Consider the following 13547-nt stretch of genomic DNA (forward strand, 5'->3'; position numbering starts at 1 on the left):
AATTAAAATTTAATTATGTTAATTAAGGAGTTGAATAGCTTATGCCTCAATCTGGAATTGTCAAATATCATGTCAAATTATCATTCAAAGTTGATGGGCTTGTCGAGCGCACAGATATCATAGGCGCCGTTTTTGGACAGACAGAAGGTCTGTTGGGTCCAGAAATGAACTTAAATGAGCTGCAACGTTTATCAAAGATTGGACGTATTGAAGTGCACACATCAAGTACATCAGACACAACATCAGGTACATCTCTATTACCTATGAGTACAGATATTGACACATGTGCATTAATTGCCGCCGCAGTAGAGAGTATTGATAAAGTAGGACCATTTGATTGTACGTTTAGATTAGATACGATAGAAGATGTACGTGCTGCCAAGAAAGATGATATTGTAAAACGTGCAAAAGAAATCAAACAACGTTGGTCTACAAAAACAGTTAGTGAAGGAGACACTATGCTCAAAGATGTACATGAAGGAAATGCAGGTAAAGTGGAATCTTATGGTAGATTTAAATTACCATGTGGTTCTGGAGCACTAGATTCTCAATGGTTAATTCTAGTCGAAGGTAGAGCAGATATTATTAATCTACTCAGAGCTGGATACAACAACACACTTGCAATTCAAGGCGCAACAATTGATGAATCTATAAAGGATCTGTGTATTGAGAAAGAAAAAGTTGTTGCATTCTTAGACGGTGATCGCGCTGGAGGTTTTATTTTAAAAGAATTGAAATCTGTTGTGCATATCGATGTAGAGTTGAGGGCAGACGAAGGTGTAGAGGTAGAAGAGTTGACCCCTCAGAGAATAGATGAAATATTACGACCAGTATCAGACAAATTAAACGGCACGAATGGCGTTAAACTAGACAGTGACGCAGATAAAATGTTGTCAACTGTTGGAACTGCAGTATATTCTAAAATCAATGAGACATTAGAGGCAGTGGCTCTAGATGACTCTGAGAAGGAGATATTCAAAGTGCCCATAAGCGAACTGGTAGAAAAACTAAACAGTCAATCAGGAATTACATATTTGATACTAGATGGAATCATTACACAAAGACTAGTAGATAGTGCCAAAAGTATAGAGATAAAATATATCATAGGAAAACGTATTGCGAAATTAATAAGACCAGTTGAAGGTGTCGTCTATAAGACATTTGCAGAATTGGGAATTTCCTAATTATAATGACAAAAATTCATCAAATTTTTACCATATCACAGTTGTTAAAAATGGGCGCAAGATATGCTTTTGTTCCAGTTACGACATCTGATCTTGCAAAGATTATGGAGAAATCTCAACAGTCTATATCAAAAGAGTTGATAGATATGGAAAAATCTGGATTGATAAAACGGACAATAGTTAGTAGAAAGCACGGTATAATGATAACTGCAAAGGGGTATGAAGAAGTAAAAAAAATAACAGAGGTTTTAAAAAAAAGTTTACAGAACCATACTATAATTAAATTACATGGAGAAATAGTAACAGGTGTTGGTGAGGGAGCTCATTATATGTCAATGAGTGGTTATACAAAACAATTTAAGAAAAAAATAGAGTACATTCCATTTCCAGGTACATTAAATATCAAATTAAAAAATACTAGTGACAAGACATTGTTATCTATGATATCAGATATGAAAGAGATCACGATTAATGGTTTTGCAGATAAAAATAGAACGTATGGCTGGGTAAAATGTTATCCTGCAAAATTGAAAGATATACCCTGTCATTTGGTAATACTTGAACGAACCCATCACGATAATTCCATAGTGGAAATAATAGCAAAGGTGGAAATTCGTAAAAAAGCGAAACTCAAGAATGGGGCCAAAGTAGTAATTACAATAAAGACAAATTAGATTCCATGTATGGATGTGCCATAGGTTTCACGAATATCAGAGCTAGACAGATTAGGTAATGATGACTCTAGACGTACTACCTTGCAATCAAGATTGATATTTTTACATCCATCGATGATAAATTGTTCTTGATGTAGTTGATCATAACCTAATACTATGGTTTGAGGTGATACTAGGTCTACTGTTTTAAAGATATCAGACTCATTACCTGCAAGACAGACATCCACCATTACTAGAGAGTTTACCAAATTTTGGCGCTGGGATTGTGAATGAAGTGGTGATTTCTTTTTCATTTTTTCCGCAATTTTATCGGTTGCAACAACAACAATCAAGAGATCACCATAGGTCTTGGCAGTATTTAGAGTTAGAATATGTCCCGGATGTATGATATCAAAGACTCCACCGGCAAGAACTACATCAAATTGTTTTCTTCCAGATTCAGTTATAGTCCCACCATCAGATAACAATCCAGATTGAACCAACTCTCTTGTAGACTGTGATGATACATTTGATTTTGTGTCAGTTATATCATCAATGTATAATGTTTTTAAAACATCTTTGATACTAGAATTCATAATTATTAATGTATAAACACCTCTTTAAATTCATATACAAATTATGAAATGTATCATCACATGCGTGGCTCCATGCCTTTGCCCATACGAAGTGCATCTACCAGACCATCAGCATAACCTATACTAAGTATTGCAACTTCATCACGACCCATCTCTAAAAAATTTTCAGCATCTTTTACATACAATTTTGCATTCTCAAGAACAGTTTTAAATTCAGTATTGATGTAATGTGATGTAATGTCATCTAGTGCACAGTTTACCATTGGGATGTATTTAGTCAGCATTTGATGAGATATTTTCTTGACTCTAGAAGAGTTGTCTTTTGGCTCATCTAAACAATCTGCAAATAATTCTAGTGCGTCAGACTCTGTAAAATGCATGCTACCAGGTATTATAACAGTGTGTGGTGGTTTACCAAAATCTACATCAAGCATGTGAGATAAATCCCCCACAATGATTTTTTGCTCCACCTGACCTACTCGTGATGCAACAATTATGCACGTATCGGAATTGAAGACATTTCGTATCTGCTCTTTCTCTTCATTAAGCAGCATTTCAAGTGCTTGTTTTGGATCAAGAAAAAAATCTTGATCTTGATTATACTCTAACAGTAGAATGGTGTGATTTGACTCGAGCATATTTTTTTGGGTTGTATAATATGGAGTGGTTGTTGTGTTTTTCCCACCCATGATGGTTGTTGTACGTCCAACTTTGTAATAGTGCAATCCACACTCACCAATTAATGAGGTCAAGGCAGATGCAGCATGAATGGTTCTAGTCTCAATACCTTCTTTGATTGCCCTTGAGCGTAATTCAATGTGTGTAGTTGCAATATATGGATCCCCATAGGCTGCCAAGACAACCGTCTGCTCTTTTGCATTTTTTAATATTTCAGTACCATCCTCCACTTGCCATCGTTTGGCAATTTTGATACATTTGTATCCAAGAGATTCGATATCTTGTATGTTCATATCTCCAAAGGGGCTAGTAAATTGTTCAAGATAAAGAATATCAACACTAGATGCAATATTCACAGCAGCTAGTGGAATTGAATCGGGCGGTGATGTGCCAAGACCTACAAACCACAGTATGATAAATCACCATTCTTAAAATATGTCATATAATTAATCATGATTTATCATGTACCATCTTTATTTTTTTAAGAATTGCACTCAAAACTTCGATTCCCTTGATATATTGTGAAATGGATACTCGTTCATCAATAGTATGAGAAGAGTGAGAGTCGCCAGGTCCATAAGTGACTACAGGTATTTCAAGTACATTTCCCAATATGTTCATATCTCCGGTTCCTGTTTTTCTTATCAGAGATGGACGTTTTTTCAACACATGAAAGATACCAAGATTCATTGCTCGAATCAGAACAGAGTCTGTGTTTGTCTCAAACGGTTCAGTTTCATCAAGTATAGAGTACGATACACTTGTAGAGGCATCATTAATGGTAGAGATGTATTTGTCGATTATATCATTAACAGTTTTACAACTTTTACCTATTGGAATTCGAATATCAATGGTAACATTACACTCTTGTGGAGTGACATTATGACTAGTACCACCCACAATTTCAGTAATTGTAGCAGTAAGGAGCATGCCTTTGGATTTATCCTCTTGTCCAGACTCTAGTGCTTTTTTTATATTTTCAGCATGAATCATTGATTCTTGTATTGCGTTAGTTGTAAGCCAAGGGGCAGTTGCATGACAACTATCCTTCGAGGATGTGGTTAATTTAATTGCAAATCTACCCTTGTATCCAATTGTGATTTGATTCAATCCACTAGGTTCTCCAAATATTGCATAATCTATCTTCAAGTCTTGTTTTACAAGATTTTTTATTCCAAGTGCATTTCCTTCTTCATCAACTACTCCTGCAAATATTACAGTACCACCATTGAGTACAGCAGAATTTGCAGCACACAGCATTGCCATAAGTGGTGCCTTTGCATCAGAAGAGCCACGACCGTAGAGAAAATCACCTTCTTGTCGTACATTTATTTTTCCAGGAACTGTATCCATATGACCACACAGTAGAATACGAGGAGAGCCAGAACCTTTTGTTGCTATTAAATTTCCCACATCATCTATGTGAATATTTTCAAAACCCATGTCATCACATAAATCCTCCAGATACTGTGCCATAGGAAGTTCATGTAATGACGGAGTGTAAAGGCAGACGGCCTTTTCTAAGATTTTAGTTGCATATTTTGGAGTAATTATAATAGTCAATTCTCATCGTCTAGCAATATCTAATACGTATTGAATAATCTGAGTTGGGATATCAACATCACAGACTCGTACTGTATTTTTAAACTCGGTGGTATTATTAATCTCATGAACCACTAGACCACCATCACTTTCCATCAAATCCACACCTACAATCTCCCCTTCAACGGCATCTTTGGCTCTAATACATATTTCTTGCATTTCATCATTAACCTTACACGGTTCTGCAACACCACCAAGTGCCATGTTGGTCTTCCAGCCAGAGCCAGAGTTACGATAAATGGCAGCTACTACTCTGTCACCTACTACTATTGCACGAATATCACGAGGTGGACGTTTAACAAACTCTTCCATATAGTGAATTTGATAAATTGGGTACATTGATTCGCGCCCCTCTAGTATCCCCATAGCCGAATCCAAATCATTAATTTTAGACACCATTCTACCCCAACTTCCAACTGTGGGTTTTATGATTTTAGGATAACCATCATTTTTCAATACTTGCAGTGCTGAATCTTTGGAGAATGAGACAGTTGCTCGTGGTGTCGGAACATTGAATTTTCTCAAAAGCATATGTGTGTATAATTTATTGCCTGCAAAAATTCCAGTGTTTAGTGAATTAATTGTTCGTGTTCCTATTCCCTCAAGTGCTGCAGTAGAGTGTATATTTCTATAATAACTTACACATCTTTGTAAAACTGTCCCAAGAGTATCATTTGATTCTAAATCAATAGACAAGTCTTTACAGTCTAACATATTCATATTAATATCAAGTTTTTTTGCTGCATTAAAGAGAGATTTTTCTTCCCATCTTATAGAATCGTATAATAGTGTAAGATTAATCACTGTCCCCAGTCCTCGCCAACAGTTTGTGCTGATTTCAACTCAACACCGCTGTCTGACGATTTTGCAATCTCAAAACTTGCACCACATTCAGAACAAGTAACGATTTCACCTGCAAGAGCATTTGAGGGTATTTCAATTACTCCATCACACTCGGCACAATTTGTCATGATTAATGTTGAGATGTACTACCTTTTTATTTATTGCTCAAATTTTTTTTCAATGTCATCGGCAAGTGGTACCTCTATTAGATCACCCATACGGAGTTTTTTAAGACCTGCTGCAACCTTGATCGCCGCCTCACTATTAGCATCAAGTCCGAGTAGTGATATGAGGTATGCTGCCCCCGTCTTTCCAGCAAGTTCGCCAAATACAATCCTGCGTTGATTCCCAACAGATCTAGGTGGTACTGGTTCATACGCAGAAGGGTTTCTCAATATTGCTGCAAGGTGTGTTCCTGCCTTGTGCTTGTATGCAGAAGATCCCACTATGGGTTTAGAGTCATATGGTTGTATAGTAGTGTATGATTCTATGATTCTAGATAGGTCTTGAAGCATGTCTAGTCGAAAATCATTCGGTGTCTTGTACAGATATGTCAATACCACAGCCACTTCGGCAAGTGATGGAATGCCTGTTCTCTCACCGAGGCCATCTATACAAGTATGAATCTGATCAGCACCAGCATCGCACGCTGCAAACGCATTGGCAAGTGCAAGACCCATGTCGTTGTGTACATGTACATCAAGTGGTATGGATATTTGATCACGTACTGATTTGACAAAGTTGTACATACCACGTGGTCTCATAATTCCAACAGTATCAGGTAGACTAATTCTATCAACACCGGCTTTTTCAAGTGCCTTGCACATTTTAATAAGAAATTCTGGTTCAGCTCTACTTCCATCTTCAACTGTAAATCTAATCTTTAATCCATGATCCTTTGCATACTGGACAGTATCAACGGCTCTCTCAAGTGCCACATCCTTTGTTATTCGTAGTTTATCATTTAGATGAATATCAGATACTCCAAGATAAGCTGCACACCATTTTGCATCACAATCTAATGATACATTAATGTCTTCACGCAGTGCACGACCGTGTGAAACAATATCCGCACGTAATCCCTGTTGAAGAATTTTTTTCGTAGACTCTTTATGATCTGTAGATATTACTGGAGAAATCTCAATCTGATCTACACCAAAATTATCTAGCATCCATGCAATCTGAATTCGTTGAGCGTTTGTAAATGACACTCCGGGGTGTTGTTCTCCTTCACGCAATGTACTATCCAGTACACGAATTTTGGAATCTCTATGTCCATTGTATAGATCTGCATAGTGATTTGGGTCCATAATTAAGAGTGATTATACTCCTATATTGAAATTACGAGAATTGGCCGGCTACGTATATGACAAACACATCATATCGGTTAATCGAGTTTTTTAATCACATCATCGTATGATTAATGTGTCCTCGGGTGAGCGTGTGGCTACTTTGTGGTGACAGTCAGCTCGTGCCCAAGATTACATCTTTATTTTATTAGTTGTATTGTTTTGGCTAGTTTTTCCCCTAAATCATTAGTTAGATCTTTAACAATCACTTCTTTCGGTTACAGATTATTATTAAACCATAGATTAGATTAAATACTGTTGTATCCAGTAATAATTGTCGTTGTTTGAACCTTCAAGGTTAATGTGAATATACGAGAACCCGTTGATGAGTTGTAGGACTTGGAGATGATGTGGGCAACGATACTAAATTTTTAATGACTTTAACATATTTTCTTTAATTTTATCGATTAAATTGATTTCTTTACAGCTAACTATTGGTTGTTGTGCATTATTAAACCAAGCGACACAATCAGCTATTTTATATGCTGAACCTTTTTTTTTATTTTCCAACCGCCTTTTTTTACAAATTGGTTACAGTCACCATCACATTGAATGTCTAATTCAGTAACAGATAATTTATGAACAAATGAAAAAGGTTCAACGTATTTTTTAATGTGACCTGCTACTGTCTTTTCAAAAATGTCATATAATTTTTTATCATTTGTTTTTTTATGTCTAGTGTATTTCTTAATCTCACTAAGCACTTCAGATTTATGGAGTTTAAAACAAAACGCAACTCTGTTTTTTCCATCAAATTGTAATAAATTTCTAATTTTCTCCTTTTGGCATGAATTACGTATTAGTGCTAAATGTTCTATTTTTTCAGGTAATTGTTTTGATAAACTAGTAATACTTTCAATAGTTCCCATTACCAATCCAAGATAACTACAATCGCCTGTGGAAGGATTTCCAGATACATCCATACCAATTAGTAATTTAGAATTATTCACATAGATTCATCAAAGGATTATAATATGATTCATGTGTCAATAGTACTTTGATCATTACTAATTGAGATATCGTTGAGATATGATATATACTCTATATCGTACTGAGGATTATCATTGTATCAGTATTTGCCACGGTTGGTATTTTACGTAATTTATCGATCGCCTCATTTATGTGATAAATATTATCTGCAGTGATGAATATGGCAATATCAAATTTGCCTGTAATTTCATGTACCTTTGTCACATGAGTAATATTAGATATCAATTGTGCAACGTCTCGAGTGTTAGCAGAGGGAGTAGTAGAGATTAACGCAAGTGCGCTAGTTTGATGTGTATCAGACATTTCTCCTCTTCTCCTCATTGCTCAACAATATATCCAATGTGTCAAGAACAGTATTAATCTCTTTTTCATTAATTACTAACGGTGGGAGAAATCGTAATACGTTTCTACCCGAATATAACAATAGAAGATTATGTTTGATACCTTCCATCAAGATATCTCGTACATCAAATTTTAATTCAACCCCAATCATAAGACCTTTACCTCTGATCTCTCTAATTATCGAATGCTTTTGTGCAAGTTTCTTCAAACCATCCATAAATATAATTCCCATATTTTGTGCATTAATAATTAATCCATCTTGTGTTAGTGCTTGAATCGCAGCTGTTCCTGCAGCACAGGAGATTGGGTTACCACCAAAGGTAGAGGAGTGATCTCCCTTACTCATTACAGATAAAATATCAGGACGTACAAGGGTTGCCCCCATTGGTATACCACCGGCAATTCCCTTTGCAAGACATAGTATGTCTGGTGTCACACCCCAATGATCACATGCCCAAAGTTTACCTGTACGGCCAAGCCCTGCCTGGATCTCATCAAATATCAACAGAGTACTAGTTTCATTACAAATCTCTCTTGCTTGTTGTAAAAACCCATCAGGGGATACGTGTATTCCACTCTCCCCTTGAATTGGCTCTATGATGACAAATCCCGTATCAGGTGTAATGGCAGAGCGCAATGCATCAGCATCTCCAAAGGGCACAAAATCTACTTTATCAACCAATGGGGCAAACGATTTACGATATTTTGGAGCAAAGGTAAGAGATAACGCTCCAAGTGTTTTCCCATGATACGAGCCATTCATTGCAATCATTCCAATCTTTTTTGTAAATTTTCTTGCAAACTTTATAGCAGCCTCTATAGATTCGGCACCGCTATTATTCAAATGAACTTGTGTCAGACCAGTAGGCGCTATATCTATTAATGTTTTGAGAAATTCTTCACGAGTTTTATTATACAACGAACTGTGTACAGTAATTACTTTGTCTAATTGATTCTTTTTAGCCTGTACAACACGTGGATTTCGATGTCCCACAAGCGCTACACCATATCCTCCCATACAATCGATATACTGATTACCAGACTCATCCCAAACAGTTGCTCCAAGGGCCTTTTCAACAACAACAGGAAATCTCTGATACAGCTCCCCCATGTATTGATCTTCAGTCATTACTAATCACCGTACACTTTTCATGATTAATTGCACATGATATCGGATTCTCTCGTGTTCCATTGGCAATTATAACTCTCCTCACTCCCATATCAAGTGCTTCAGTAGAGGCAAGTATCTTTTTTTCCATTCCAGGTCCAATCTTAGGACGAATATCTTTAGCCTCTTGTAAAGTAAGATGAGAGACTAGTTTATCCTCCATGAGTAGACCATCCACATTAGTAATGAATAGTACTGTATCTGCATGCATTGCCCCTGCAACAGACGCAGCTGCCCTATCCCCATCAACATTTAGAAATTCATGATCTTCACTTAGTGCAAGTGGGGATATTACAGGAACTAGACCCATGTCTAGTAGTGAATGTAAAAATGAGTCATTAACAGATTTGATCTTTCCAGTATAACCACCATCAATTGCTTGTCTACGATTATTTTCATTCATAATTAGTAATTTCTTTTTACGATCAGCACGTAAAAAATTAGCGTCTGCTCCACACAGACCTATTGCATTGATACCGTGTTGCTGTAACTGCTGTACAATACTTGTGTTGATTTTACCGGCCATGACCATTGTAAATATTTGTATAGTTTCTTTGTCCGTGTATCTGCTGCGAATTCCACTCGGTGATGTGACAAATTTAGGTTCTTTACCGAGTTTTTCACACATGCTACTCACATCTTTACCTCCGCCATGAACAATCACTAAACCATTCTTTGCAAATTTAGCAATATCTTGTATTGTAGAGGAGTGTAGACCATCCACTATACTACCACCTATCTTTATGATTATCATCAGACAGGTGTTAATGGCGTATATCTTAAACCTTCTAGTTCATCAAAGCCCAACATCAAATTCATGTTTTGTATCGCAGAGCCGGCAGCACCCTTCATCAGATTATCTGAGGCAGATAGGGCAATGAGTCTATTATTATCCTCGTCAATATCAAACCCAACATCACAAAAGTTAGAGCCTACTAGAAATTTAGGATCTGGAAATTTGTAGGCTCCTTTTTTATCACGAATGAGACGTACAAAAAATTCGTCACCATATGCCTCACGATATATCTTCCAAATGTCTTTTTCAGTGATTTTTTTATTAAGAAATGTATGATTGGTACATAATATTCCTCTTACCACATCAACTGCGTGTGGGCTCATAGATACAGAAATTTTACTACCGGCAATTTCGCTGAGTTCTTGTTCAATCTCACCGGTATGTCGATGTTTTGCAGGTTTGTAAGGTCGAATCACACCAGCTCTCATTGCATGAGATGTGCCAGCGCCAGATCCTGCACCAGATGATCCAATTTTAGAATCAACTATAATATGATCACGATCTATTATATCATGTTTTATTAGTGGTGCAAGTGCAAGAATGGACGTAACTGCCATACAACCAGGACATGATACGAGTTGAGATTTTTTTATTTCGTCACGATGCAACTCTGGAACACCAAATGTGGATTTACTCAAATAATCAGGTTGTTCATGCTTCCAACCATACCATTTATCATAATCAGATGCCTCGTGTAATCGGTAATCAGCAGATAAATCAATAATCTTGACACCAAGATCATACAATTCTTTCACAATATGAACTGCAGCCCCATGTGGTACAGCAGTGAATACAAGATCACAACTGTCTGCAAGTTTATCGGCATTGTATTCGGTAAATTTTAAATCTGTAAATCCCCGAAGACTAGGTTGAACACGGTGTAGATATTCACCTGCGTGTTGTCTAGATGTGACGGCTGCAATTTCTACATGTGGATGATTTACAAGGAGTCTTAGGGTTTCACCACCGACATACCCTGACGCACCAACTATTCCTACTTTCATGTAGTAAATTTCAGGGCATCTAATTTAATTGATAAGAATGTACTCTACTATTACCTTTTTAGATAATCCAAGGCATACTGAATCATTTTCTGAGGAATATTGACCGGTGATACCTTTGCTAATCCCTTGAATTCTGTCGTATTATTCACCTCATGGACTAGCAGACCCCTCTTTTCATCCTCCATTATATCCACACCTAATATTCCACCACCCATAGCTTCGGATGCCTTTGATGCAATCTCTTCAATCTCGGGGGTAATTTGACATAATTTCGGTTCTGCACCAATGGCCAAATTAGTCTTGAATCCTTCAGAAGACTCACGATACATGGCAGTGATCGGCGTATGATTAATGGTAATTACACGGATATCACGAGGTGGGCGTTTAATAAATTCTTGAAGGTAGAATATTCTATCATATACGCCATCTACAAGTTCTCTCATCTCAAAGACAGCATCAACAGCATCAATATCATTTAATAAAACAATTCCTCTACCCCAACTACCAACCACAGGTTTTAGGACAAGAGGGAATCCAACCTCAGAGATTAATTTTGACGCAGTATCTCCTGTAAATGAAAAATATGTTTTTGGTGTAGGAATATTTGCTTTTTTCAACATTAATGTCATAAACATTTTGTTACCACAATTTTGTGCTGTTCTGAAATCATTAATTACTGGTAGATTCATAAAATTTAGCATTGATGTAAAGTGTAATCCACGAAAATAACTTACACACCTCTCTAAAATTATATCACCAAGATCATATGAATCTGATTTGCTGTCAGTGTTAAATGATACATCTTTTGCATCAACTAGTGACACATCACATCCTAAATCAATCGTTGCCTGTTTTAGCATTTTTTCCTCAGATCGCATGCGATCATAGATTATGCCAACTTTGGGCATTATTCCCCCCAGTCTTCGCCTACATTTTCTGCCGGTTTAAGATCCATACCAGAGTCTTTCTTTGTCAGTTCATAATCTGCCCCACAGTCAGAGCAAGACACAATCTCACCTTGAGCAGCATCATCAGGTATACCAATTATAGCATCACATTCAGGACAGTTCATATTTTTATTCACATTTTTGATTGTAATTTATTAGCTTCTGTTGTTTCAAGACCCCATAGCGACACAAATCCAGTAGCAAGCCGTTGATCAAATGTAGAGTCTTTACCGTATGTAGCCTCACGTCTATTATACAGAAGATAGGGGGATTTACGACCTACAACTCGAATACTACCTTTGTGGAGTCGCAATCGAACAGTACCGGTGACCATATTTTGAGATTTTTCTATAAAAGCGTCTAGACTACTCTTTAAAGGATCCTGCCAAAGTCCCGAGTAGGCAAGCCAAGCCCATTCGCTATCTACTAGTTGCTTGAATTTATTCTGATGTCTAGTGTGCACCGCTTTCTCAAGATCAGAGTGTGCCTCTATAAGACAGGTAGCAGCAGGAGTCTCATACACTTCACGTGATTTTATTCCAACTATTCTATCCTCTATATGATCTACAATTCCAACACCAGATGCGCCAGTTAGTTTGTTTAATAGAGTAATCATAGATATTATATCCTTTTTACCATTAATTGATATTGGAATTCCTTGTTTGAATTTAATCTCTACATAGACTGGAGAAGATTTACCATTAATGTTTGTCCACTCAAATGCACTTTGAGGTGGTTCGGCATACGCATCTTCAAGAACACCACCCTCTATTGCTCTACCCCACAAATTCTGATCAATGCTGAAACGTTTTGCAACAGCGTCAATCTTTATACCATTCTTCTTTGCAAATTTCAACTCTTCATCTCGACTCAAATTTTTATCACGTATTGGGGCAATGATTGGAAGGTTGGAGCCTGAGCGTAACGTAATATCAAAACGTACCTGATCATTGCCTTTACCAGAGCATCCGTGAGCTAATGTGGTGGCTCGTTCTTTTTTAGCAATGTGTAATACTTTTCCAGCAATAAGGGGACGGGCAAGGGCCGTTGCAAGACAATACTTGTTTTGATATAATGCATTTGCCTTTATTGCAGGATGAATAAAATCAACAACAAATTCTCTTTGAGCATTAATGGTATAGTGTTTAGTCACACCCAATTTTTTAGCCTTTGCGGCAATTTTTTTAAAATCATCACCCTGTCCAACATCTACTGTCACGGTAATTACATCAAGATTATGCTCCTCTTGTAGATAGCGTACTACTACAGATGTATCAAGACCTCCAGAGAATGCCAGCACAGCCTTGCCTTTCATGATTAGAGAGATGATGTATAATCATTTATCTTTTATTACTAGTAGGTTAAGCTAAAATTCAATCATTATTTACATATAAG

General features: G+C 36.9%; 16 protein-coding genes. 2 read left to right on the top strand and 14 right to left on the bottom strand.

What is annotated here, in order from left to right; all coding sequences use genetic code 11:
- Nucleotides 1-41: 41 nt before the first annotated feature.
- Both dnaG and R1F52_00915 read left to right on the top strand, forming a co-directional pair.
- Complete coding sequence (gene dnaG, locus R1F52_00910; GenBank protein ID WOV93234.1) at nt 42-1184, top strand: DNA primase DnaG; 1143 nt, start codon at nt 42-44, stop codon at nt 1182-1184.
- Between the two features lie 5 nt (nt 1185-1189).
- Nucleotides 1190-1858 carry a DUF120 domain-containing protein gene (locus R1F52_00915; GenBank protein WOV93235.1) on the top strand — a complete coding sequence of 223 codons (669 nt, stop codon included), beginning with the start codon at nt 1190-1192 and terminating at the stop codon, nt 1856-1858.
- Here R1F52_00915 and R1F52_00920 read toward each other — a convergent pair.
- The 14 genes from R1F52_00920 to R1F52_00985 form a co-directional block, all read right to left on the bottom strand.
- Nucleotides 1855-2433 carry an adenylyltransferase/cytidyltransferase family protein gene (locus tag R1F52_00920; protein ID WOV93236.1) on the bottom strand — a complete coding sequence of 193 codons (579 nt, stop codon included), beginning with the start codon at nt 2431-2433 and terminating at the stop codon, nt 1855-1857. The two genes, R1F52_00915 and R1F52_00920, sit on opposite strands and share 4 nt — an antisense overlap.
- A 56-nt stretch (nt 2434-2489) precedes the next feature.
- Entirely contained in the window at nt 2490-3527 is a 1038-nt protein-coding gene (dph5, locus tag R1F52_00925) for a diphthine synthase (protein WOV93907.1), read from the bottom strand.
- Nucleotides 3528-3561: 34 nt separating this feature from the next.
- Nucleotides 3562-4674: a M20/M25/M40 family metallo-hydrolase gene (locus tag R1F52_00930; protein WOV93237.1), complete on the bottom strand. Its 1113-nt coding sequence runs from the start codon at nt 4672-4674 to the stop codon at nt 3562-3564.
- 3 nt (nt 4675-4677) lie between these two features.
- Complete coding sequence (gene lysX, locus R1F52_00935; GenBank protein WOV93238.1) at nt 4678-5517, bottom strand: lysine biosynthesis protein LysX; 840 nt, start codon at nt 5515-5517, stop codon at nt 4678-4680.
- Nucleotides 5514-5684 (bottom strand): alpha-aminoadipate/glutamate carrier protein LysW/ArgW, encoded by a 171-nt coding sequence (lysW/argW, locus tag R1F52_00940; protein ID WOV93239.1) that lies wholly within the window; start codon nt 5682-5684, stop codon nt 5514-5516. The genes lysX (R1F52_00935) and lysW/argW (R1F52_00940) overlap by 4 nt, the downstream gene beginning before the upstream one ends.
- Nucleotides 5685-5714: 30 nt before the next feature.
- Entirely contained in the window at nt 5715-6866 is a 1152-nt protein-coding gene (locus R1F52_00945; GenBank protein ID WOV93240.1) for a 2-isopropylmalate synthase, read from the bottom strand.
- A 512-nt stretch (nt 6867-7378) separates the two neighbouring features.
- On the bottom strand, nt 7379-7855 hold the full coding sequence (locus R1F52_00950) for a hypothetical protein (GenBank protein ID WOV93241.1): 477 nt from the start codon (nt 7853-7855) through the stop codon (nt 7379-7381).
- 91 nt (nt 7856-7946) lie between these two features.
- Complete coding sequence (locus R1F52_00955) at nt 7947-8198, bottom strand: Lrp/AsnC ligand binding domain-containing protein (GenBank protein ID WOV93242.1); 252 nt, start codon at nt 8196-8198, stop codon at nt 7947-7949.
- Nucleotides 8191-9366, bottom strand: coding sequence for an acetylornithine/succinylornithine family transaminase (locus R1F52_00960; protein WOV93243.1), 1176 nt, complete (start codon nt 9364-9366; stop codon nt 8191-8193). The genes R1F52_00955 and R1F52_00960 overlap by 8 nt, the downstream gene beginning before the upstream one ends.
- On the bottom strand, nt 9359-10159 hold the full coding sequence (locus tag R1F52_00965; GenBank protein ID WOV93244.1) for a [LysW]-aminoadipate/[LysW]-glutamate kinase: 801 nt from the start codon (nt 10157-10159) through the stop codon (nt 9359-9361). Before R1F52_00965 ends, R1F52_00960 begins: the two co-directional genes overlap by 8 nt.
- The gene (gene argC / locus R1F52_00970; protein WOV93245.1) at nt 10159-11205 is read right to left on the bottom strand and encodes an N-acetyl-gamma-glutamyl-phosphate reductase; all 1047 of its coding nucleotides are present in this window, start codon (nt 11203-11205) and stop codon (nt 10159-10161) included. Before argC ends, R1F52_00965 begins: the two co-directional genes overlap by 1 nt.
- Nucleotides 11206-11255: 50 nt before the next feature.
- Nucleotides 11256-12113: a lysine biosynthesis protein LysX gene (lysX, locus tag R1F52_00975; GenBank protein WOV93246.1), complete on the bottom strand. Its 858-nt coding sequence runs from the start codon at nt 12111-12113 to the stop codon at nt 11256-11258.
- Nucleotides 12113-12277 carry an alpha-aminoadipate/glutamate carrier protein LysW/ArgW gene (gene lysW/argW / locus R1F52_00980; protein WOV93908.1) on the bottom strand — a complete coding sequence of 55 codons (165 nt, stop codon included), beginning with the start codon at nt 12275-12277 and terminating at the stop codon, nt 12113-12115. The genes lysX (R1F52_00975) and lysW/argW (R1F52_00980) overlap by 1 nt, the downstream gene beginning before the upstream one ends.
- An 8-nt stretch (nt 12278-12285) precedes the next feature.
- Nucleotides 12286-13467 carry an argininosuccinate synthase gene (locus R1F52_00985; GenBank protein WOV93247.1) on the bottom strand — a complete coding sequence of 394 codons (1182 nt, stop codon included), beginning with the start codon at nt 13465-13467 and terminating at the stop codon, nt 12286-12288.
- Nucleotides 13468-13547 lie beyond the last annotated feature (80 nt).

It is taken from the genome of Nitrosopumilaceae archaeon AB1(1), from assembly GCA_033471095.1.
GTDB lineage: Archaea > Thermoproteota > Nitrososphaeria > Nitrososphaerales > Nitrosopumilaceae > Nitrosoabyssus > Nitrosoabyssus spongiisocia.

What these genes read in the sequence shown, in the direction of transcription:
- dnaG (WOV93234.1), top strand. Translation starts at nt 42, where the DNA reads ATGCCTCAATCTGGAATTGTCAAATATCATGTCAAATTATCATTCAAA.
- R1F52_00915 (WOV93235.1), top strand. Translation starts at nt 1,190, where the DNA reads ATGACAAAAATTCATCAAATTTTTACCATATCACAGTTGTTAAAAATG.
- R1F52_00920 (WOV93236.1), bottom strand. Translation starts at nt 2,433, where the DNA reads ATGAATTCTAGTATCAAAGATGTTTTAAAAACATTATACATTGATGAT.
- lysW/argW (WOV93239.1), bottom strand. Translation starts at nt 5,684, where the DNA reads ATGACAAATTGTGCCGAGTGTGATGGAGTAATTGAAATACCCTCAAAT.
- R1F52_00945 (WOV93240.1), bottom strand. Translation starts at nt 6,866, where the DNA reads ATGGACCCAAATCACTATGCAGATCTATACAATGGACATAGAGATTCC.
- R1F52_00955 (WOV93242.1), bottom strand. Translation starts at nt 8,198, where the DNA reads ATGTCTGATACACATCAAACTAGCGCACTTGCGTTAATCTCTACTACT.
- R1F52_00960 (WOV93243.1), bottom strand. Translation starts at nt 9,366, where the DNA reads ATGACTGAAGATCAATACATGGGGGAGCTGTATCAGAGATTTCCTGTT.
- R1F52_00965 (WOV93244.1), bottom strand. Translation starts at nt 10,159, where the DNA reads ATGATAATCATAAAGATAGGTGGTAGTATAGTGGATGGTCTACACTCC.
- argC (WOV93245.1), bottom strand. Translation starts at nt 11,205, where the DNA reads ATGAAAGTAGGAATAGTTGGTGCGTCAGGGTATGTCGGTGGTGAAACC.
- lysX (WOV93246.1), bottom strand. Translation starts at nt 12,113, where the DNA reads ATGCCCAAAGTTGGCATAATCTATGATCGCATGCGATCTGAGGAAAAA.
- lysW/argW (WOV93908.1), bottom strand. Translation starts at nt 12,277, where the DNA reads ATGAACTGTCCTGAATGTGATGCTATAATTGGTATACCTGATGATGCT.
- R1F52_00985 (WOV93247.1), bottom strand. Translation starts at nt 13,467, where the DNA reads ATGAAAGGCAAGGCTGTGCTGGCATTCTCTGGAGGTCTTGATACATCT.